This is a genomic window from Thiohalorhabdus sp., assembly GCF_046545655.1.
In the GTDB taxonomy this organism is placed as follows: domain Bacteria; phylum Pseudomonadota; class Gammaproteobacteria; order Thiohalorhabdales; family Thiohalorhabdaceae; genus Thiohalorhabdus.
The window spans coordinates 1-18,161 of the sequence record NZ_JBKGZG010000027.1 but is presented as its reverse complement, the minus strand read 5'-3'; the positions used below and the strand labels follow the sequence as shown (position 1 = coordinate 18,161).

Annotated in this window: 17 protein-coding genes and 1 pseudogene; 12 read left to right on the top strand and 6 right to left on the bottom strand. The window is 68.6% G+C overall.

The window, feature by feature from the left end; all coding sequences use genetic code 11:
- Nucleotides 1-173 precede the first annotated feature (173 nt).
- From ACLFRB_RS07500 to ACLFRB_RS07490, 3 genes are read left to right on the top strand one after another with little or no spacing between them, the layout of a single operon-like run.
- Nucleotides 174-503 carry a hypothetical protein gene (locus ACLFRB_RS07500; protein WP_411068391.1) on the top strand — a complete coding sequence of 110 codons (330 nt, stop codon included), beginning with the start codon at nt 174-176 and terminating at the stop codon, nt 501-503.
- A gap of 19 nt (nt 504-522) precedes the next feature.
- Nucleotides 523-1,341, top strand: coding sequence for a DUF692 domain-containing protein (locus ACLFRB_RS07495; protein ID WP_411068390.1), 819 nt, complete (start codon nt 523-525; stop codon nt 1,339-1,341).
- A complete protein-coding gene (locus ACLFRB_RS07490) occupies nt 1,338-2,123 on the top strand; it encodes a DUF2063 domain-containing protein (protein WP_411068389.1) in 786 nt (261 codons plus the stop codon). Before ACLFRB_RS07495 ends, ACLFRB_RS07490 begins: the two co-directional genes overlap by 4 nt.
- A 61-nt stretch (nt 2,124-2,184) precedes the next feature.
- Here ACLFRB_RS07490 and ACLFRB_RS07485 read toward each other — a convergent pair whose 3' ends face one another.
- Complete coding sequence (locus ACLFRB_RS07485; protein ID WP_411068388.1) at nt 2,185-2,868, bottom strand: alpha/beta hydrolase; 684 nt, start codon at nt 2,866-2,868, stop codon at nt 2,185-2,187.
- Between the two features lie 197 nt (nt 2,869-3,065).
- On the opposite strand from ACLFRB_RS07485, the gene ACLFRB_RS07480 reads away from it, so the two are divergent.
- Nucleotides 3,066-3,950 carry an MBL fold metallo-hydrolase gene (locus ACLFRB_RS07480; protein ID WP_411068405.1) on the top strand — a complete coding sequence of 295 codons (885 nt, stop codon included), beginning with the start codon at nt 3,066-3,068 and terminating at the stop codon, nt 3,948-3,950.
- Between the two features lie 31 nt (nt 3,951-3,981).
- On the opposite strand, the gene ACLFRB_RS07475 is transcribed toward ACLFRB_RS07480, so the two are convergent.
- Together ACLFRB_RS07475 and ACLFRB_RS07470 are read right to left on the bottom strand one after the other, a co-directional pair.
- On the bottom strand, nt 3,982-4,395 hold the full coding sequence (locus ACLFRB_RS07475) for an NUDIX domain-containing protein (protein WP_411068387.1): 414 nt from the start codon (nt 4,393-4,395) through the stop codon (nt 3,982-3,984).
- Nucleotides 4,396-4,471: 76 nt separating this feature from the next.
- A complete protein-coding gene (locus ACLFRB_RS07470; protein WP_411068404.1) occupies nt 4,472-5,515 on the bottom strand; it encodes a type IV pilus twitching motility protein PilT in 1,044 nt (347 codons plus the stop codon).
- 154 nt (nt 5,516-5,669) lie between these two features.
- Here ACLFRB_RS07470 and ACLFRB_RS07465 point away from each other — a divergent pair, with 154 nt between their 5' ends.
- From ACLFRB_RS07465 to ACLFRB_RS07450, 4 genes are all read left to right on the top strand, one after another.
- Nucleotides 5,670-6,386, top strand: coding sequence for a YggS family pyridoxal phosphate-dependent enzyme (locus ACLFRB_RS07465; RefSeq protein WP_411068386.1), 717 nt, complete (start codon nt 5,670-5,672; stop codon nt 6,384-6,386).
- A 15-nt stretch (nt 6,387-6,401) separates the two neighbouring features.
- On the top strand, nt 6,402-7,217 hold the full coding sequence (proC, locus tag ACLFRB_RS07460; protein ID WP_411068385.1) for a pyrroline-5-carboxylate reductase: 816 nt from the start codon (nt 6,402-6,404) through the stop codon (nt 7,215-7,217).
- Between the two features lie 124 nt (nt 7,218-7,341).
- Nucleotides 7,342-7,641, top strand: coding sequence for a YggT family protein (locus tag ACLFRB_RS07455; RefSeq protein ID WP_411068384.1), 300 nt, complete (start codon nt 7,342-7,344; stop codon nt 7,639-7,641).
- Nucleotides 7,642-7,646: 5 nt separating this feature from the next.
- Nucleotides 7,647-7,949 carry a DUF167 family protein gene (locus ACLFRB_RS07450; RefSeq protein WP_411068383.1) on the top strand — a complete coding sequence of 101 codons (303 nt, stop codon included), beginning with the start codon at nt 7,647-7,649 and terminating at the stop codon, nt 7,947-7,949.
- 67 nt (nt 7,950-8,016) lie between these two features.
- On the opposite strand, the gene ACLFRB_RS07445 is transcribed toward ACLFRB_RS07450, so the two are convergent.
- Nucleotides 8,017-9,051 carry a LysR substrate-binding domain-containing protein gene (locus ACLFRB_RS07445; RefSeq protein ID WP_411068382.1) on the bottom strand — a complete coding sequence of 345 codons (1,035 nt, stop codon included), beginning with the start codon at nt 9,049-9,051 and terminating at the stop codon, nt 8,017-8,019.
- 169 nt (nt 9,052-9,220) lie between these two features.
- Between ACLFRB_RS07445 and ACLFRB_RS07440 the strand changes: the two genes are divergently transcribed.
- The 4 genes from ACLFRB_RS07440 (at nt 9,221) to ACLFRB_RS07425 (ending at nt 12,732) form a co-directional block, all read left to right on the top strand.
- Complete coding sequence (locus ACLFRB_RS07440) at nt 9,221-10,699, top strand: form I ribulose bisphosphate carboxylase large subunit (RefSeq protein WP_411068381.1); 1,479 nt, start codon at nt 9,221-9,223, stop codon at nt 10,697-10,699.
- A 12-nt stretch (nt 10,700-10,711) separates the two neighbouring features.
- Nucleotides 10,712-11,158 (top strand): ribulose bisphosphate carboxylase small subunit, encoded by a 447-nt coding sequence (locus ACLFRB_RS07435; protein WP_411068380.1) that lies wholly within the window; start codon nt 10,712-10,714, stop codon nt 11,156-11,158.
- A 275-nt stretch (nt 11,159-11,433) separates the two neighbouring features.
- The gene (cbbX, locus tag ACLFRB_RS07430; protein WP_411068403.1) at nt 11,434-12,360 is read left to right on the top strand and encodes a CbbX protein; all 927 of its coding nucleotides are present in this window, start codon (nt 11,434-11,436) and stop codon (nt 12,358-12,360) included.
- Nucleotides 12,361-12,372: 12 nt separating this feature from the next.
- Entirely contained in the window at nt 12,373-12,732 is a 360-nt protein-coding gene (locus ACLFRB_RS07425) for a hypothetical protein (protein WP_411068379.1), read from the top strand.
- Nucleotides 12,733-12,741: 9 nt separating this feature from the next.
- On the opposite strand, the gene ACLFRB_RS07420 is transcribed toward ACLFRB_RS07425, so the two are convergent.
- Together ACLFRB_RS07420 and ACLFRB_RS07415 are read right to left on the bottom strand one after the other, a co-directional pair.
- Nucleotides 12,742-14,100: an HlyD family type I secretion periplasmic adaptor subunit gene (locus tag ACLFRB_RS07420; RefSeq protein ID WP_411068378.1), complete on the bottom strand. Its 1,359-nt coding sequence runs from the start codon at nt 14,098-14,100 to the stop codon at nt 12,742-12,744.
- A 16-nt stretch (nt 14,101-14,116) separates the two neighbouring features.
- Nucleotides 14,117-18,161, bottom strand: a pseudogene (locus tag ACLFRB_RS07415) (hypothetical protein); the annotation flags it as partial.

The window sequence follows — 18,161 nt, the reverse complement described above, 5'->3', positions numbered from 1 at the left end:
GGCGATCCGGACAGGATTGTCGACCACGAGCTCCAGCCCTTGGAAATCCTCGGTTTCTCCTGAATCCATCTAGGGTTAGAGTGTGTTTAGAGGGCTATACCCTATAGGATGGCCCGGGCAGCTCCCGCCCCCAGGGCGGCGGGCACCACAATCAACAACGGGAGGGTGGAGTCATGACGGACAAGCACAAGCCGGGCAGCCATGGCCTCAACTACGTACTCGGGGCCACAGTGGCCGGGGGCCTCGCACTGGGAGCGGTCAGTGCCCAGGCCGATACCAACCCCTTTCAAGTGGCCGACCTCGGCAGCGGCTACATGGTGGCCGAAAACCAGGCGGAGGGCCGGTGCGGCGACGCCAGCGACGAAGACAAGAAAGGGGAAGAAGGCAAGTGCGGCAGCATGAGCGACGCCGACAAATCCAAGGGCGAAAAGGACAAGGCCGCCAAGGACAAGAAGGATGGCGGCGAAGGGAAATGCGGTGAGGGCAAGTGCGCCGGTGGCTGACGGCCTCCCGACAGGAGGTTTGAACGGGGCGGGGCTCGGCCTGCGCCGGGCCCTGGTGGCCCCCCTCCTGGAGCAGGCGGGGGCCGACCTCGACTTCCTGGAGGTGACCCCGGAGAACTGGATCGGCGTGGGCGGCGCCCGCGGAAAGGACTTCCGCCGCGTGGTGGAAGGCCGCCCGCTGGCCGCCCACGGCCTGTCCCTCAACGTCGGCGGCCCCGCGCCCCTGGATTACGCCCACCTCGACGCCCTCAAGGGCTTCCTGGACGGCCTGAACGTGGCCGTCTACAGCGAGCACCTCTCCTTCTGCGCCGACGACGGCCAGCTCTACGACCTGCTACCGATCCCTTTCACCGAGGAGGCGGTGCGTTACGTGGCCGGGCGCGTCCGGCGCGTCCAGGAGCACCTGGAGCGGTCCCTGGCCCTGGAGAACGTCTCCTACTACGCCGCGCCCGGACAGGAGATGAGCGAGGCGGAGTTCACCGCCGCCGTGGCCGAGGAGGCCGACTGCCACCTGCTGCTGGACGTCAACAACGTCTACGTGAACAGCGCCAACCACGGCTACGACCCGGAGGCCTTCCTGGACGCCCTGCCCGCCGACCGCGTGGCCTATCTCCACATCGCCGGGCACCGGCGGGAGGCACCGGATCTGCTCATCGACACCCACGGCGCGCCGGTGATCGACCCCGTTTGGGATCTGCTGGACGCGGCCTACCGGCGCTTTGGCCCCCTCCCCACCCTGCTGGAGCGCGACACCGAGATCCCGCCATTACCGGAGCTGCTGGAGGAGGTGGCCGCCATCCGCCGTGCCCAGGAGCGGTACGCGGAGGCCGAGGCATGAGCTGGCGGAGCGGGGACGAGCCCGCGCCCCCGGCGGCCCTGCGCGAGCAGCAGGAGGCCCTCACCGCCCACCTGCGCGACCCGGACCGCCATCCGCCCCCACCGGGCCTCGACGAGCGGGGCCGCTCCGTCTACCGGCGCCTGGTCTTCAACAACCTGCACGGCCTGCTCGCCTCCACCTTCCCCGTCCTGCGCCGTACCCTCGGCGAGGAGGCCTGGCGGGAGCGGGTGGCGGCCTTCCTCGCCGAGCACCGCGCCGCCACGCCCTATTTCCCTCGGGTGGCCGAGGAATTCCTCGCCTACCTGGCCGAGGGGCGCGGCGAGCGGCCGGACGATCCGCCCTTTCTGCAGGAGCTGGCCCACTACGAATGGGCGGAGCTGGCCCTGTACACGGCGGAGGAGGAGCCCTCCGGCTTCCCCGCCGACCCGGACGGCGACCTCCTCGCCGGGACGCCGGTGCGCTCGCCCCTGGCCTGGAGCCTCCGCTATCGCTTCCCCGTGCACCGCATCGGCCCCGACTTCCGGCCCGAGGAGCCGCCCGAAACATCCACCTGCCTGGTGGTCTACCGCGACGGCGCCGACGCCGTCGGCTTCCTGGAGATCAACCCCGTCACCGCCCGCCTCCTGGAGCTGATGGAACAGGAGCCGGCCCCCGGAGCGGAGCTGCTGCGCCGCATCGCCGCCGAGATCGCCCACCCCGACCCCGAGCGGGTGGTGGCGTTCGGCGCGGACATCCTGGCGGACCTGCGGCGGCGGGACGTGGTGCTTGGGACGGCCCCCTAGCGGGCCCCCAACGGCTGCCGGGGCGGCCAAGCCGGTCTGCCTCCGCCCTCCCCAACACGCCCTACTCCCTTTCTGCAAGCACCCCCTCCAGCCAGCCCAGCAGGTCCCCGGCCTCCTCCGCGTCGACGCCGTGGTCCAGCTCGTAGGGGTGCCAGGTTACCGAGCTGCAGCCGAGGGCCCGCAGGCGGTCGCGGGCCGCCTCCCCCAGGGGAAAGGGCACCACCCCGTCGTGGCGGCCGTGGCCCAGGAAGATGGGCGTTTCCCGCTGGGCCTCCGCCAGCGGGGGATCGGCGGGCAGGTAGCCGGACAGGGCGGCGATGCCGGCCAGGGGCCGGGGCCGCCCGAGCCCGGCCCACAGCGCCAGAACCGCGCCCTGGGAGAAGCCGCCCAGCACGGTCCGCTCGGCGGGGATGCCCTCCTCCTCCAGCTCGTCGAGCAGCCCGCCGACCCGCTCGGCGGAGGCCCGGATGCCCTCCAGATCCTGCTGCGCGGTGGTCTCCAGGCTGACGATGTCGTACCAGGCCCGCATGCGCATGCCGCCGTTGAGGGTCACCGGCTGCTGCGGGGCGTGCGGCAAGACCACCCGCATTCCGGGCAGGCGCTCCTCCACCCCCTGGAACAGGGGAACGAAGTCGTGGCCGTCGGCGCCCAGGCCGTGCAGCCAGACCACCGCCCGGCTGGCCGGCCCGCCCGCATCGGGCAGCGTGACCCGGGCCAGGGTGGGGGCGTTCGAATCGCCTTGCATGCTATTTTCCCCCTTGCGCAAAACGGTTATGGTCGTTTTCTCGGTGGCCCAACAAATCGGGAGGGACCTCAATGCCGCGCGCCATACGCCACTACTGGTGGATACCGCTGTTCCTCGGCCTCGGCTTCCTCGCGCCCTCCGCGGGAGCGGAGGCGGTCTCCTGGGAGGACGTCCCCTACGCGGAGGCGGACATCTCCATGGAGCTGGAGCAGGCCGCCGAGGACGTCTATTACGTCATCGGCCGCAACGGGGTTCCCGATTCCGACAACCAGGGCTTCATGTCCAACGCCGGGTTCGTTGTCACCGACAAGGGGGTGGTGGTCTACGACGCCCTGGGCACGCCCTCGCTGGGCTGGAAGCTCCTGGAGAAGATCCGCGGCGTGACGGACAAGCCCGTCACCCACGTGGTGATCGGCCACTACCACGCCGACCACATCTACGGCCTGCAGGCCTTCAAGGACCACACCGAGGCCACCATCCTCGCCCACGAGGCCGCGGAGCGCTACGTGAGCGGCTCCGGAGCGGAGGCCCGCCTCGAGCAGCGCCGGGAGGCCCTGTTCCCCTGGGTGGACGAGGACACCCGCGTCATCGGGCCCGACGAGACTTTCGACGACCGCAAGGTGCTCGACATGGGCGACAAACGGGTGGAGCTGGCCCACGTGGGTCCCGCCCACGCCCCCGACGACACCCTGATGATCGTCCACGGGTCCAACGTGGTCTTCTCCGGGGACATCCTCTTCGACGGCCGGATCCCCTTCGTGGGCGACAACGTGGACTCGGCCAACTGGCTGGACGGCGTCGAGCGGGTGGCGGAGCTGGAGCCCGAGCCACGGATGATCATCCCGGGCCACGGTCCCGCCGACAAGGACGCCGCCGCGGCGGTGAAGTTCATGCGCGGCTACATCTCCAAGCTGCGCGAGCGCATGGGCGAGGCGGTGGAGAACCTCGTGCCCTTCGAGGAGGCCTACGCCGAGACCGACTGGTCCGACTACGAGGGGCTGCCCGCCTTCGACGCCACCCACCGCCGCAACGCCTACAACGTCTACCTGGAGATGCAGGACCAGATGGACGGCGGCTCCTAATCCGGCCACGCGCCGGCGGGGAGCGGGCCGCTCAGGGCAGCCGCGGCCGCTCCCCGCTCTCCAGGAAGCGCCGGTAGTCGGCGAGGATGGCGCCGTGGTCGAAGGCCGTCTCGGGCAGCTCGGCCAGGGGGAACCAGTCCAGGCTGGCGGCGTCGCTGGCCGCCCGCGCCTCCCCGGCCGGGTGGGCCACGTAGACCGTGGAGATGGTGTGGCCGCGGGGGTCGCGTTCCGGCGCCGAATAGGTGGCGAACTGGAAGAGGGCCTCCAGCTCCAGGCCCGTCTCCTCCTGGGCCTCGCGGCGCGCCGCCGCGTCCAGGCGTTCCCCGGGATCCACGAAGCCCCCGGGCAGGGCCCAGCCGTGCGGCGGGTTGGCCCGCTCCACCAGCAGGACCCGGTCCGCCGGGTCGTGGATGATGATGTCCACCGTGCAGTGCGGCTCCGCCATTTTCCGGGCCTCCTATTCCACCGTCCCGAACGTCCGGTGCAGCCCCGCCCCCTTGTCAAGGAAGATGGCGGGGCGGTCAGGCCGCCCGCACGGATTCGGGGTTGTTGGCCTTGGTGAGCGCCTCCTCGGTGGTGACCACCCGGTTCTGGATGAGGCGCTGCAGGTCCTGGTCCAGGGTCTTCATGCCCAGCTGCTGGCCGGTCTGGATGGAGGAGACCATCTGGGAGATCTTGTTCTCCCGGATCAGGTTGCGGATGGCGGGGGTGCCGAGCATGATCTCGTGAGCCGCCACCCGGCCGCCCCCCACTTTCTTGAGCAGGGCCTGGGAGATCACCGCCTGCAGGGACTCGGAGAGCATGGCGCGCACCATGTCCTTCTCCGCGGCGGGGAAGACGTCGATGATGCGGTCGATGGTCTTGGGCGCGGAGCTGGTGTGCAGGGTGCCCAGCACCAGGTGGCCGGTCTCGGCGGCGGTGAGGGCCAACTGGATGGTCTCCAGGTCGCGCAGCTCGCCCACCAGGATGATGTCCGGGTCCTCGCGCAGGGCGCCGCGCAGGGCGTTGGCGAAGCTGTGGGTGTGGGCGTGCACCTCGCGCTGGCTCACCAGGCAGTTCTTGGTGGGGTGCACGAACTCGATGGGGTCCTCGATGGTGAGGATGTGGCCCTGCCGGGTCTCGTTGATGTAGTTCACCATGGCCGCGAGGGTGGTGGACTTGCCCGAGCCGGTGGGGCCGGTAACCAGGATCAGGCCCCGGGGCTTCTCGGCGATCTCCTGAAAGATGTCCGGGGCCTTGATGTCCTCCAGGGTGAGGATCTCCGAGGGGATGGTCCGGAAGGCCGCCGCTAGGCCCCGATCCTGGTGGTAGGCGTTGACACGGAAACGGGAAACGTTGGGGACCTCCATGGAGAAGTCCGCCTCCAGCTCCTGCTCCAGGTTCTTGCGCTGGTCGTCGGTCATGATGTCGTAGATCAGGTCGTGCGCCTGCTTTTCGTCCAGGGCCGGGGCCTTGATCTTCTTGATATCGCCATCCACGCGGATCATGGGGGGCTCGCCGGCGGACACGTGCAGGTCCGACGCCCCGTGCTTGACCGCGAAGGTCAGTAGTTCGGAAATGTCCATCGCCATCTGCGTCCCCCTTACGGTTTCCTGCTGACCGGTACCGGGCAATCCTACCGTCTACGGGGACCCTCTGCATCCCCGCTTTGCCCGCGCGGAGCAGGGGCCCATAATATCCCCCTCTGCGCCGAAGGGAGGGCCGGACCGGGAGCGGGCCATGGACAAGACCACGGAATACCGACGACGCCTTGAGGACATCCGCGGGCGGATCGCCGCCGCGGCCCGTCGGGGCGGCCGCGACCCCGAGGCGGTCACCCTGCTGGCGGTGTCCAAGACCTTCCCCGCCGGGGCCGTGCGCGCCCTCGCCGAGGCGGGGCAGAGGGCCTTCGCCGAGTCCTACGCCCAGGAGGCCGAGGCCAAGCAGGCGGATCTGGCGGACTTGGCCCTGGACTGGCATTTCATCGGTCCCCTGCAAAGCAACAAGGCCGGGCGGGTCGCCGCGGCCTTCCCCTGGGTGCACTCGGTGGACCGGGCCAAGATCGGCCGCGCCCTGGAGCGGCATCGCGCCGGCCAGCCCCCGCTCAACGTCTGCCTGCAGGTGAACGTCAGCGGCGAGGCCAGCAAGTCCGGCTGCGCGCCGGAAGAGGCCCGGGAGCTGGCGGTCCTGCTCCGGGACGACTGTCCCCATCTGCGCCTGCGCGGCCTCATGGCCATCCCGGCCCCCGGTGCGGGCCCGGAGGATTCGCGCCCGGCCTTCCGGCGCCTCGCCGGCCTGCTCGCCGAGCTGCGGGAGGCCGTTCCGGGACCGCCCTGGGACACCCTGTCCATGGGCATGAGCGGGGACTTCGAGGTGGCCGTGGAGGAAGGCGCCACCCACGTGCGGGTGGGCTCGGCCCTGTTCGGCGAGCGGGCCTACCCCGGCAACGCGGACTAGCCAAAGGAGAAGCCCATGTCGGCCCAGACCCCCATCGCCTTCATCGGCGGCGGAAACATGGCGGCCAGCCTCATCGGCGGGCTGGTGGACGCCGGCTGGCGGCCCGACCAGCTGGTGGTGGCGGAGCCCGACGCCGACCGCCGCGCCGATCTCGCGGCCCGCTTCCGGGTGCGCACCACCGCGGACAACGCCGAGGCAGCCCGCGAGGCGGCAACGGTGGTTCTGGCGGTGAAGCCGCAGGTCATGGAGACCGTGGCCCTGGCCCTGGGCCCCATCCTGCGCGAGGCGCGGCCCCTGGTGATCTCCGTGGCCGCGGGCATCCCCCTGGCCAGGCTGGGGGCCTGGCTGGGCATGGGAAGCCCCCTCGTTCGGGTCATGCCGAACACTCCCGCCCTGGTGGGCGCGGGCATCTCGGCCCTCTACGCCGACGCGGAGGCCTCCGCCGAGCACCGGGACACCGCCCAGGCCATCATGCAGGCGGGCGGCGAGGTGGTGTGGGTGGCCAAGGAGGAGCACATGGACATCGTCACCGCCGTCTCCGGCAGCGGGCCCGCCTACTTCTTCCTGATCCTGGAGGCCCTGGAGGAGGCGGCGGTGGCCGAGGGCCTGGACCGCGAGACGGCCCGCACCCTGGCCGTGCACACCGCCGGCGGTGCAGCCGCCCTGGCCCGGGAGACCGGCGACCCCAGCGCCGTGCTCAAGAGCCGCGTCACCAGTCCCGGCGGCACCACCGCCCGCGGCCTGGAGGCCCTGGAGCGCGGCGGCGTGCGCACCGCCCTGGCCGACGCGGTGGCCGCGGCGGCACGCCGGTCGCGGGAACTGGGCGGCTGAGACCGGTTTGGCCCTGATCTAACCACGGAAGTCCCAGAGCCAAGGCGGCTTCAGCCTCCTGCGCCTTGGTCTTTGTTATCCTGCGTCCCCTCCGTGGCCCAACCCTTGTTTAGGAGCTCGCCCCATGGGCATCTTCGCAAACTTCATCGAAGCGGTGGCCTTCCTGGTCAACGCCGTGCTGACCCTGATGTTCTGGATCATCCTCATCCGGGTGCTTATGTCCTGGGTGAGCCCGGACCCCTACAATCCCCTGGTGCGCGCGCTGTACCAGCTCACCGATCCCATCCTGCGCCCCGCCCAGCGCCTCATCCCGCCCATGGGCGGCCTGGACCTCTCCCCCATCGTGGTGCTGCTCGCCATCCAGTTCATCAAGATCTTCCTGGTGCAGAGCCTGCACGAGCTGGCTCGGGGCATCGCCTACTAGCCGCCATGAGCGATTCCTTCTTCTCCTGGGACGGCGACGACCTGATCCTGCGCCTGCGCGTGCAGCCCAAGGCCGCCCAGGACCGGGTGGCGGGCCTCCACGGCGGGGCCCTCAAGGTGCGCATCACCGCCCCGCCGGTGGAGGGCGCCGCCAACAAGCACCTCGCCCAGTTCCTGGCCAAGGAGCTGGGCCTGCCCAAGTCGGCCGCCAGCGTGGAGCGGGGGGCCAAGGGCAAGGACAAGGAGGTGCGCCTGGCCGGGGCCGGCCCGGAGGCATTCGCGGCGGCCCGCGAGCGCTGGGGCCTCTGAACCGCCCGCCCTCCGGGGCTCAAAGACCGGTCCCGCGCCCGGCCGGCTCGTAGCGCCCGGCGGCCGCCTACCGCCGCCGTTCCGGCCTCACAGTCGGATTCGCCCCTGCGACGGGCTCCCGGTCTTCCGCAGTCCCCACCGGCCATCCCCCCTGGGGGGAGCGCGGGATCGCCGAGACCCCCGTCTCCGCCACCCGGCCCCCCTCGGCGAGCAGATAGTCCATGAAGGTCCGGGCGGCCACGGAGAGCTGCTTGCCCACCGGATAGACGAGATACCAGTGGCGCTCGATGGGGAACCCCTCCACGTCGAGGACCGCCACCTCCTCGCCCCCGCGGCTCAGGGTGTGCTCCGACAGCACCGAGACCCCCATGCCCGCTGCCACGCTCTGCTTGATGGCCTCGTTGCTGCCCAGCTCCATGCGCACCTTGAGCGTCACCCCGTACTCGTCGCACAGGCGCTCCACGGCCAGGCGGGTGCCGGAGCCGGGCTCGCGGGCCAGAAAGGGGTATTCCCCGAACTCCTCCAGGGGGACACTCCCACGGTCCGCCAGGGGATGGCCCGGCGGAGCCAGGGCCACCAGGGGATTGCGCAGGAAGGGGACCGCCTCCACGTCCACCCCGGCCGGTGGCTGGCCGAAGATGTAGAGGTCGTCCTCGTTGGCCTGCAGCCGCTCCAGCACCCGCTCCCGGTTAGTCACCTTCAACGCCACGTCCACCCCGGTGTAGCGCTCGCAGAAGCCGCCCAGGAGGCGCGGCGCGAAGTATTTGGCGGTGGTCACCACCGCCAGCCGCAGGCGCCCCCGGGTGAGGCCCTTCATGTTGGCCACGTCCATCTCGAAGCGCTCCAGGGTGTCGAACATCTCCCGGCAGCTCTCGTACAGGGAGCGCCCGGCGTCGGTGAGATAGACGCGCTTGCCCACCTGCTCGAACAGCGGCAGCCCCACCGCCTCGCTGAGCTTCCGGATCTGCACCGACACCGTGGGCTGGGTGACGTGCAGGGTCTGCGCCGCGCGCCGGAAGCTGCCCAACCGGGCGATGGCCTCGAAGACCTCCAGCTGGCGCAGGCTCACGTACCTGCGCAGGTTGACCGTCGGCCGCTCCATGGTCGGTTCTCCCCGCGGGACCATAGACCCGCGTCTATCGTTATCCAGGAACAATTCGACTGTTCGCCATTGCCCAGGTGTACCACGCTATTCCTGAGCGAATCACTCCGGAATAGGACGGACCGTTTCCGGGGCGACAAACCGGTTCCAACCCGTAGGAGGAACGGCCATGGGCAACGAAGGCCAGATCCAGGACCCGAAGGAGCGGTACAAGTCGGGCGTCATCCCCTACAAGAAGATGGGCTACTGGGAGCCCGACTACGAGCCGAAGGACACGGACGTGATCTGCTGCTTCCGGATCACGCCGCAGAAGGGGGTGGATGCGGAGGAAGCGGCGGCCGCGGTGGCCGGCGAGTCGTCCACGGCCACCTGGACGGTGGTGTGGACCGACCGGCTGACGGCCTGCGAGCTGTACCGGGCCAAGGCCTACCGCGTGGACCCGGTGCCGAACACCGGCGAGGGCACCGACCAGGAGGCCCAGTACTTCGCCTACATCGCCTACGACCTCGACCTGTTCGAGGAGGGCTCCATCGCCAACCTCACCGCGTCGATCATCGGCAACGTGTTCGGCTTCAAGGCCTTGAAGGCCCTGCGCCTGGAGGACATGCGCATGCCGGTGGCCTACCTCAAGACCTTCCAGGGCCCGCCCACCGGCATCGTCGTGGAGCGCGAGCGCCTCGACAAGTTCGGGCGGCCGCTGCTCGGCGCCACCACCAAGCCCAAGCTCGGCCTGTCGGGCCGCAACTACGGGCGGGTGGTCTACGAGGCCCTCAAGGGCGGTCTGGACTTCGTGAAGGACGACGAGAACATCAACTCGCAGCCCTTCATGCACTGGCGCGACCGCTTCCTCTACTGCATGGAGGCGGTGAACCGGGCGTCGGCGGCCACCGGCGAGGTGAAGGGCCACTACCTCAACGTCACCGCGGCGACCATGGAGGATATGTACGAGCGCGCCGAGTTCGCCAAGGAGCTCGGGTCGGTGATCATCATGATCGACCTCATCGTCGGCTACACGGCCATCCAGTCCATGGCCAAGTGGGCGCGCAAGAACAACATGATCCTCCACCTGCACCGCGCCGGCCACGGCACCTACACCCGGCAGAAGACCCACGGCGTGAGCTTCCGGGTGATCTCCAAGTGGATGCGCATGGCCGGGGTCGACCACATCCACGCCGGCACCGTGGTGGGCAAGCTGGAGGGCGACCCCAACATGATCGCCGGCTACTACAACACCCTGACCAAGGAATACGTGCCGCAGAACCTGCAGCAGGGCGTCTTCTTCGACCAGGATTGGGCGTCGCTCAACAAGACCATGCCGGTGGCCTCCGGCGGCATCCACGCCGGGCAGATGCACCAGCTTCTGCACTACCTGGGCGAGGACGTGGTGCTGCAGTTCGGCGGCGGCACCATCGGCCACCCCATGGGCATCCAGGCCGGCGCCACGGCCAACCGGGTCGCGCTGGAAGCCATGGTGAAGGCCCGCAACGAGGGCAGGAACATCATGGAGGAAGGCCCGGACATCCTGCAGAAGGAAGCCAAGTGGTGCACGCCGCTGAAGCAGGCGCTGGATACCTGGAAGGACGTCACCTTCAACTACGAGTCCACGGACACCGCCGACTTCGTCCCCGAAACGACGGCCAGCAGCTGAGGAGGATCCGCCATGGCCATGACCAATCCCGGCAGCCGGATCACGCAGGGGACCTTCTCGTTCCTGCACGACCTGACCGACGAGGAGATCAAGAGCCAGATCGAGTACTGCCTCGACCAGGGCTGGGCGGTGAACGTGGAGTTCACCGACGACCCCCACCCCCGCAACACCTACTGGGAGATGTGGGGCATGCCCATGTTCGACATGAAGGACCCGGCCGCCATCCTGTACGAGGTGAACGAGTGCCGGAAGGCCTTTCCCAAGCACTACATCCGGGTGACGGGCTTCGACTCCAACCGAGGCTGGGAGACGCCCCGCCTCTCCTTCATCGTCAACCGGCCGACGGAGGAGGAGCCGGGCTTCCGGCTGATCCGCACCGAGGACGAAGGGCGCACCATCCGCTACACCATCCAGCCCTACGTCACGCAGGAGCGGCCGGAGGGCGAGCGGTACGGCTGAGGCCTCGGCTCAGGGGCCGGGAGCCTTCCCGGCCCCCTTCTCCACCGCAATACCGGTGTAGGAGCCCGCTTCAGCGGGCGAATCCGAATCGGACACCGCCGCCTATTCCGGCAATCGCCCGCTGAAGCGGGCTCCTGCACCTAATGGCTGAAGGGTGTTGAACGCGTACCGCAAGGGCCCCAGGCCCTTCCGGGAACCAGGCTGGCCCAGCACTCTTTCGAGGAGTGACCCCCATGCAGGAAGTGAACCCGGAAGATCTGCCCGAGAACCAGGAAATGGCGCCGTCCGGCGGGGAACCGCCCGACGACACCCCCATCGACCTGGAGGAGGAGCTGCAGGCCTCCAACGTGCAGGAGGTGCTGGACAAGCTCGACCACGAGCTGATCGGGCTGGCGCCGGTCAAGCGGCGCATCCGCGAGATCGCCGCGCTGCTGCTCGTGGACCGGGCGCGCAAGCAGATGCAGCTCACCACCGAGACCCCGACCCTGCACATGTGCTTCACCGGCAACCCGGGCACCGGCAAGACCACGGTGGCCATGCGCATGGCCGAGATCCTGCACCGCCTGGAATACGTGCGCCAGGGGCACCTGGTGGCGGTGACCCGCGACGACCTCGTGGGCCAATACATCGGCCACACCGCCCCCAAGACCAAGGAGGTGCTCAAGAAGGCCATGGGCGGGGTGCTGTTCATCGACGAGGCCTACTACCTGTACCGGCCGGAGAACGAGCGCGACTACGGCCAGGAGTCCATCGAGATCCTGCTGCAGGTCATGGAGGACAACCGCGACGACCTGGTGGTGATCTTGGCCGGCTACGCCGACAAGATGGACCGCTTCTTCCAGAGCAACCCGGGCATGCGCTCCCGCATCGCCCACCACCTGGACTTCCCGGACTACGGGCCCCACGAGCTCATGGAGATCACCAAGTTGATGCTTGGCGACCTCAACTACGACCTCAGCCCCGAGGCGGAGGAGGCCTTCCAGGAATACATCGAGCGGCGCATGCAGATGCCGCACTTTGCCAACGCCCGCTCCATCCGCAACGCCATCGACCGGGCGCGCCTGCGCCAGGCCAACCGCCTGTTCGCGGGCCAGCGGAGCCTGACCAAAGCCGACCTCAAGACCATCGAGGCCGCGGACATCCGGGCCAGCAGCGTGTTCCGGCAGGGCGTGCCGGATGAGGACACGGGGATGAACGGCTGAGAGGGTAAGCCGGTGAGCGAGATCCTCGAGGGACTGAAGCCGCTGCGGGTGCGGCCGAAGCGAATCGACGCGGAGTGCTACAACCGCATCCGGGTGCGACTGATGCGCACCCGGCGCCTGCCGGTGCGGGTCGCCGTGCCCGGCCATCCGGGCCTGGAGATGATCCTCACGGACGACGCCTGGCTGGGCGTGGACGCCCACCGCAACGACCTGCCGATCATCGCCTGGAGCCGGTTCGAGGCCAAGGCGCGCACGGGCCTGCGCGAGCCTGTGCCGTGCCGGCTGAGCCTCTACCACACCCACGCGGGGCTCATCATGGGGAGTGTGCTGGAGGCGCTGGCGGGCGGAGAGTGGGAAAACGTGGAACCTTGACCAGGAAACCTAGCGCTGCTGCCCAGCCTCCTTCAGCCCTTCCGTAACCGGCGAAAGGACGTATTCCAGAACGCTTCGGGTCCCGAGCTTGATCTCCGCCGTTACGTGCATGCCGGAGCGCAGCTCCAGCCTTTCCTGGCCGTCCGTCATGTGCTGGCGGTTCAGGTTGAGCATGGCCGGATAGGTTTCCCCCTGCGGTCCGCCTGTATTCCCGCCCCCCTTGCCAGGCTGCTCCTCCTGGTTGCTGGCATCGGGACTGAGGTGCTCGACCTCGGCCTCGATGGTGCCGTAGCGCTGGAAATCGAACGCCGTGAGCTTTAACCGGGCCTCCTGCCCCGGATGGACGAACCCCACGTCGCTGTTGGAAACCCGAACCTCCGCATGCAGGGGCTCCCCGCTCGGAACCAACCGCATCAGGACCGATCCCGAGGAAACCACCGATCCCTGCGTGTGGGTGGCCAGCCGTTTCACCACCCCGTCCGCGGGCGCCTTGATGTCCATCAGCTTCCGCCGGTGGGAAAGCTTTCGCTTTTCCTCGCGGAGCTCCTCCACTCGGGCCGCGAGCTCCACCCGCTCCTCGAGCAGCTCCTGGCGACGGGAAGACTTCAGGGAGCGGATTTTCCGCTTGATGCTCAGCACCTTTGCCTCAAGGGACTCGATCCGGTGCTCCTCGGTGGCCAGACGCTCCTGGGTTTCGATTCGGGCCCGGCGTTTGTCGAGAAGCTCCACCCGGGAGGCGTAGTCCTTTTCCTCCAGCTTCCTCAATGCCTGCTCGCTGGCATGGTGGATCGGCAGGATTTCCTCCAAATGCCGCTTGGAGGCCCGGGCCGATTCCAGTTCCTGCTGCGCCTCGTCCAGAAGCGACCGCTGACGTGACAGCCTGTCCTGGAACGACCTACGGCGTCCGGCGAATTTCTTCTGCAACTGGCGATAGAGCTCGGGAGGATCCCCGGAACGCCGGTCCACGGAGGACTCTTCGAGCTCGGCCCGGACATGGCGCAGCTCTAGCTCCGCCTTGGCCAGCCGATGGCTCACCCGGTTCAGGTCCGCATCGGCCAAACGGGTATCCAGGGTTACAAGGGGGTCACCCTCGCGTACCCGATCCCCTTCCTCGACCAGGATCCGCTCGATTCGCCCCTTTTCGAAGGGCTGCACGATCTTCAGGCGCCCCTTGGGCACCAATCGCCCCTCGGCCTTGGCCACCACGTCCAAACGGCCCACGACGGCCCAGACCAGCACCCCGATAACGAGGGCCAGCAGCAGACCGAGCATGAGCCGGGGTTTGGGCGAGGGCGGGCGCTGCACGACCTCCAGGAGGCGGGGGCTGAAATCCGGGGCCCCCGCCTCCTCCTTACCACCTTTGGCCATGGGTGGCATCCATCCCCTACGCGGATCCGGAGCCGGTCAGACTCTGGGGCTTCTCGCCGAAGCGCTCATCGGCCAGCGTGTCGACCACCGTCTTCCGGGAGACGCCGTCCAGGCTGCCCTTCAGGCCGTAGCGATGGGCGAGCTCCCCGCCCAGGGCCTCCGAATCGCTGCCTTCAAGGTGGTTGTCCAGGGCGGCGTCCATTGCTTCCCAGCGCCCTGCTCCACCGCGCTTGCCCCGCCGCGCCTGATCAAATGTCTCCACGATTTTGGAAAAATCGTAGCGTTGCAGCCGCTTCTGGAGGTGCTCCTCGGATGCGCCAGGGTCATACCCCTCCTGGGCTTCGGTAACCAACTGTAGGGTCACTGAGTCCGGCTTGGCCGCACCCTTTTGGGAATACCAGTCCTCGAGGATCAACCCTTCCGAATTGCTCCGACCCCTGGTGGTGCCCGGATTCCCCGTATGCAGCACGAGGTCGTTTCGGCGGCGGCTCAGGGTTAGATCCTTCAAGCCCGTGCCCCCGCCCAGGGATAGCGTCAGCGGGTCCGCCTTCTCCAGATCCTCAACCCTATCCATACCCTCGCCGCGGTTATGCAGGACCAAGTCACTGCCCCGAACGGCCAAACGGTCTCGACCCTCGCCTCCTGCTAGCAGGTCGTTTTCTTCCCCCCCTGCCAAGTGGTCCCGGCCTTGGCCACCGAGCAGGGCGTCGCTGGATCTTCCGCCCTGGAGTCGGTCGTGGCCATCACCACCATTCAGCCAGTCGGTTCCATGACCGCCGTTTAACCGGTCGTCCCCGGCTCCTCCGGCCAGGTAATCTGCGCCACCCCGCCCGTAAAGATTGTCCGAGCCTTCCCGGCCCCACAGGGTATTGGATTCGGCATCCCCGCTAAGCACATCTTCGTGGGCCGAGCCATCCAGGGATTCGATGCCTTCAAGGCGGTCCCCCTCAGCCGTCCCGCCGGAGCCGGTTCCCGCTTGGAGGTCCACGTCTACCCCGCTTTCGGAATTCCGGTAGTCCGCGACATCTTCCCCGGAACCGCCGATCAGGGTATCTCCTCCCTCGCGGCCAATCAGGCGATCCTCACCGGCCCCGCCGATCAAGCGGTTGCTTTCCGAGTCGCCCGCCAGAATGTCGCCGTGGCTGGAACCCTGGAGATTTTCGATGGATTCCAGGCGATCCGTCTCCCCTGCCACGGTGGCCTTCCCGGCGGCCAGGTCCGCGGTGACTGCATCGGTGGCCGAGGCGTAATCAGCCGTATCCTGGCCTTGCCCCCCGTCAAGGAGGTCGGCACCGGACCCTCCAGCCAGGGTGTCATTACCGCTTTCCCCGTAAAGCCGGTCCCGACCTTCGCCGCCTTCGAGTCGGTCGGCCCCCGCACCTCCGAATAAGCGGTCATCGCCTTGCCCACCCGAAAGCGTATTTGCCTCCTCATCCCCACGGAGGACATCATCGTGATTCGAGCCAATAAGCCCTTCGATGCCATGGAGGGTATCTCCCTCTGCCGTACCGCCCGCGCCGGCTCCGGAGCTCAAATCCACATCCACCCCGGCCTGGGAACGGCTATAGGCGGCGACATCTGTGCCGGCGCCCCCGATCAGGGTATCGGCCCCTTCTCCCCCGCGCAGGAGGTCATCGCCCCCCGCCCCGCGGAGGGTATTGGAACCGGCATCGCCGACCAGCCGATCATCCTGCTCCGACCCGATCACATGCTCGATACCGCGATAAGTATCACCCGTCGCGGCACCGCGGGAGCCGGTCCCTTTTCGGAGGTCCACGGTTACCGCAGAGCCGGTTCCCTGGTAGGTCACCGTATCCGCGCCCCGGCCCCCGATTAGTTCATCCGAGCCCTGGCTGCCGCCGAGCAGGTCGTCTCCAGCCCCGCCGTTCAGACGGTTGTCGCCACTGTCTCCCCTCAGCTCATCCGCCTGGGCCGACCCGCGTAGTCCTTCGATGCTGTGCAGGCGATCCCCCTCGGCAGTGCCGCCCTCACCTTTACCTTCGGACAAATCCACATGCACCCCGCCGGAGGACTCGGTATAGTCCGCGGTATCGAAGCCCGCCCCACCGCGAAGGGTATCGGCCCCGGCCCCGCCGTAGAACCGATCATCCCCGCCCAGGCCAATCAGGGTGTCATCGCCCTCCAGGCCGTGGATCCGGTCCTCGACGGCCGTGCCCCGAACCACATCGTCTTCGGCGGTCCCGAAGAGATCGAAGCCCCGATCCAACAGCTCCTCGTAGGAAAGCTCGGTGCCGTCTTCAAAGTGGAAGGTATCCACCGGAGTATGAGCGAACGGATTCTCGGGATCGAAGCCCTCGATCCTCACCGCCCCTCCCCCGGCTACGCGTAGCTCGAAGGGACGGGCGCTGAGGGAGATATCCTCCGAAGCGATTCCCGCGCCGAAGGTCAAAGAGTTGCCGTCACCGGAATCAACGATGGTGGCCGTTCCGGCACCCCGTTCGTAGACATAGTCGTCCCGTCCCTCGCCACCCTTCAGGACGTCCCCTCCGGCATCGGTAACGAGGGTATCGCTGCCGTCACCTCCTTCCAGCAGGTCATTTCCCGCGCCGCCATGAAGGTGATCGGCCCCCGACCCACCATAAAGGCGGTCTTCCCCCTGTTCCCCGTAAAGCCGGTCGGCTCCGGTTCCGCCGCGAAGGATGTCGTCCCCCGATCCACCGCGCAGCACATCATCTCCGCCTTGGCCGTCCAGGATATTGGCGCCCGCGTTCCCGGTGAGGGAATTGGCCAGTCCGTTGCCGGTACCGTCCAAATCCTGGTCACCAGTCAGGGCAAGGTTCTCGACGTGTTCCGCCAGCTCACGATCAACGCTGGACAGCACGGTGTCAGCGCCGCCACCGGACGATTCCACGACCCTGTCGTTGTTATCATCCACAATGTAAGCGTCATCCCCTGCACCCCCGACCAAGGTATCGGCACCAGCACCCCCATCCAGGGTGTTGGCCCCGTCGTTGCCGGTAATGCGGTTGTCCAGCGCGTTGCCGGTACCATCGAGGTCCTCGGAGCCCGTGAGCGTCAGGTCCTCCACGTGGTCGGTCAACGTGTAGTCAATGCTCGACTCCACCGTGTCCCGGCCCGCGCCGCCTTCTTCCACAACCCGGTCCCCGGCGTCGTCCACCACATAGGTGTCGTTGCCGGTCCCGCCGTACATCGCGTCGGCGCCGCTGCCCCCGTCCAGCCGATCGCTGCCCCGGCCGCCGAGCAGGGTGTCGGCCCCGCCGCCACCGCGCAGGGTGTTGGCCCCGCGGTTGCCGACCAGCTCGTTGGCCTGGTCGTTGCCGGTGCCGTCCAGGTTCCGCCACCCTTCAAGGGTCAGGTTCTCCACGTGGGCGCCCAGGCTGTAGCTGGCCCGCGCATACACCGTGTCGGTGCCCGCCCCGGCCTCTTCCACCACTTCGTCGTCGGAATGGTCCACCCGGTAGGTGTCGTCCCCGGCGCCGCCTTCCATGCGGTCCACGCCGCTGCCGCCGTCCAGAAGGTCGGCGCCGGACCCGCCGTGCAGCTCGTCGGACCCGGACTGACCGTATAGCCGGTCGTCGCCGTCGCCGCCGGACAGGACGTCATCACCCCCCCGGCCATACAGCCGGTCGTCGCCACCCAGGCCGTACAGCTCGTTGGCGGCGCTGTTACCGGTTATGCGGTTGGCAAGGTCGTTGCCGGTGCCGTCGATGGCGGCGCCGCCGGTTAGGGTCAGGTTCTCGACGTTATCGGTGAGGGTGTAGGTGATGGAGGAGCGGACGGTATCCGTGCCTTCGCCGGCCGCTTCCGTGACTTCGTCTCCGGCGTCGTCCACCACGTAGGTGTCGTTGCCGGTGCCGCCGGCCATCGCGTCGGCGCCGCTGCCCCCGTCCAGCAGGTCGGCGCCGGAACCGCCATGCAGCTCGTCGGCCCCGGCTTGGCCGTACAGCCGGTCGTTGCCTTCGCCGCCGTTCAGGACATCGGCGCCGTCTCCGGCCCGGATGGTGTCCCGGCCCCCTTCGCCGCTCAGGGTGTTGGCCCCGTCGTTGCCGGTAATGCGGTTGTCCAGCGCGTTGCCGGTA

Bases quoted from the DNA above. Each gene is read 5' to 3' on its own strand.
- ACLFRB_RS07450 (WP_411068383.1), top strand. From the start codon at position 7,647: ATGAGCGATTCCTTCTTCTCCTGGGACGGCGACGACCTGATCCTGCGC.
- ACLFRB_RS07500 (WP_411068391.1), top strand. From the start codon at position 174: ATGACGGACAAGCACAAGCCGGGCAGCCATGGCCTCAACTACGTACTC.
- ACLFRB_RS07445 (WP_411068382.1), bottom strand. From the start codon at position 9,051: ATGGAGCGGCCGACGGTCAACCTGCGCAGGTACGTGAGCCTGCGCCAG.
- ACLFRB_RS07455 (WP_411068384.1), top strand. From the start codon at position 7,342: ATGGGCATCTTCGCAAACTTCATCGAAGCGGTGGCCTTCCTGGTCAAC.
- ACLFRB_RS07435 (WP_411068380.1), top strand. From the start codon at position 10,712: ATGGCCATGACCAATCCCGGCAGCCGGATCACGCAGGGGACCTTCTCG.
- cbbX (WP_411068403.1), top strand. From the start codon at position 11,434: ATGGCGCCGTCCGGCGGGGAACCGCCCGACGACACCCCCATCGACCTG.
- ACLFRB_RS07440 (WP_411068381.1), top strand. From the start codon at position 9,221: ATGGGCAACGAAGGCCAGATCCAGGACCCGAAGGAGCGGTACAAGTCG.
- ACLFRB_RS07475 (WP_411068387.1), bottom strand. From the start codon at position 4,395: ATGGCGGAGCCGCACTGCACGGTGGACATCATCATCCACGACCCGGCG.
- ACLFRB_RS07480 (WP_411068405.1), top strand. From the start codon at position 3,066: ATGGAGCTGGAGCAGGCCGCCGAGGACGTCTATTACGTCATCGGCCGC.
- ACLFRB_RS07485 (WP_411068388.1), bottom strand. From the start codon at position 2,868: ATGCAAGGCGATTCGAACGCCCCCACCCTGGCCCGGGTCACGCTGCCC.
- ACLFRB_RS07470 (WP_411068404.1), bottom strand. From the start codon at position 5,515: ATGGACATTTCCGAACTACTGACCTTCGCGGTCAAGCACGGGGCGTCG.
- ACLFRB_RS07420 (WP_411068378.1), bottom strand. From the start codon at position 14,100: ATGGCCAAAGGTGGTAAGGAGGAGGCGGGGGCCCCGGATTTCAGCCCC.
- proC (WP_411068385.1), top strand. From the start codon at position 6,402: ATGTCGGCCCAGACCCCCATCGCCTTCATCGGCGGCGGAAACATGGCG.
- ACLFRB_RS07465 (WP_411068386.1), top strand. From the start codon at position 5,670: ATGGACAAGACCACGGAATACCGACGACGCCTTGAGGACATCCGCGGG.
- ACLFRB_RS07490 (WP_411068389.1), top strand. From the start codon at position 1,338: ATGAGCTGGCGGAGCGGGGACGAGCCCGCGCCCCCGGCGGCCCTGCGC.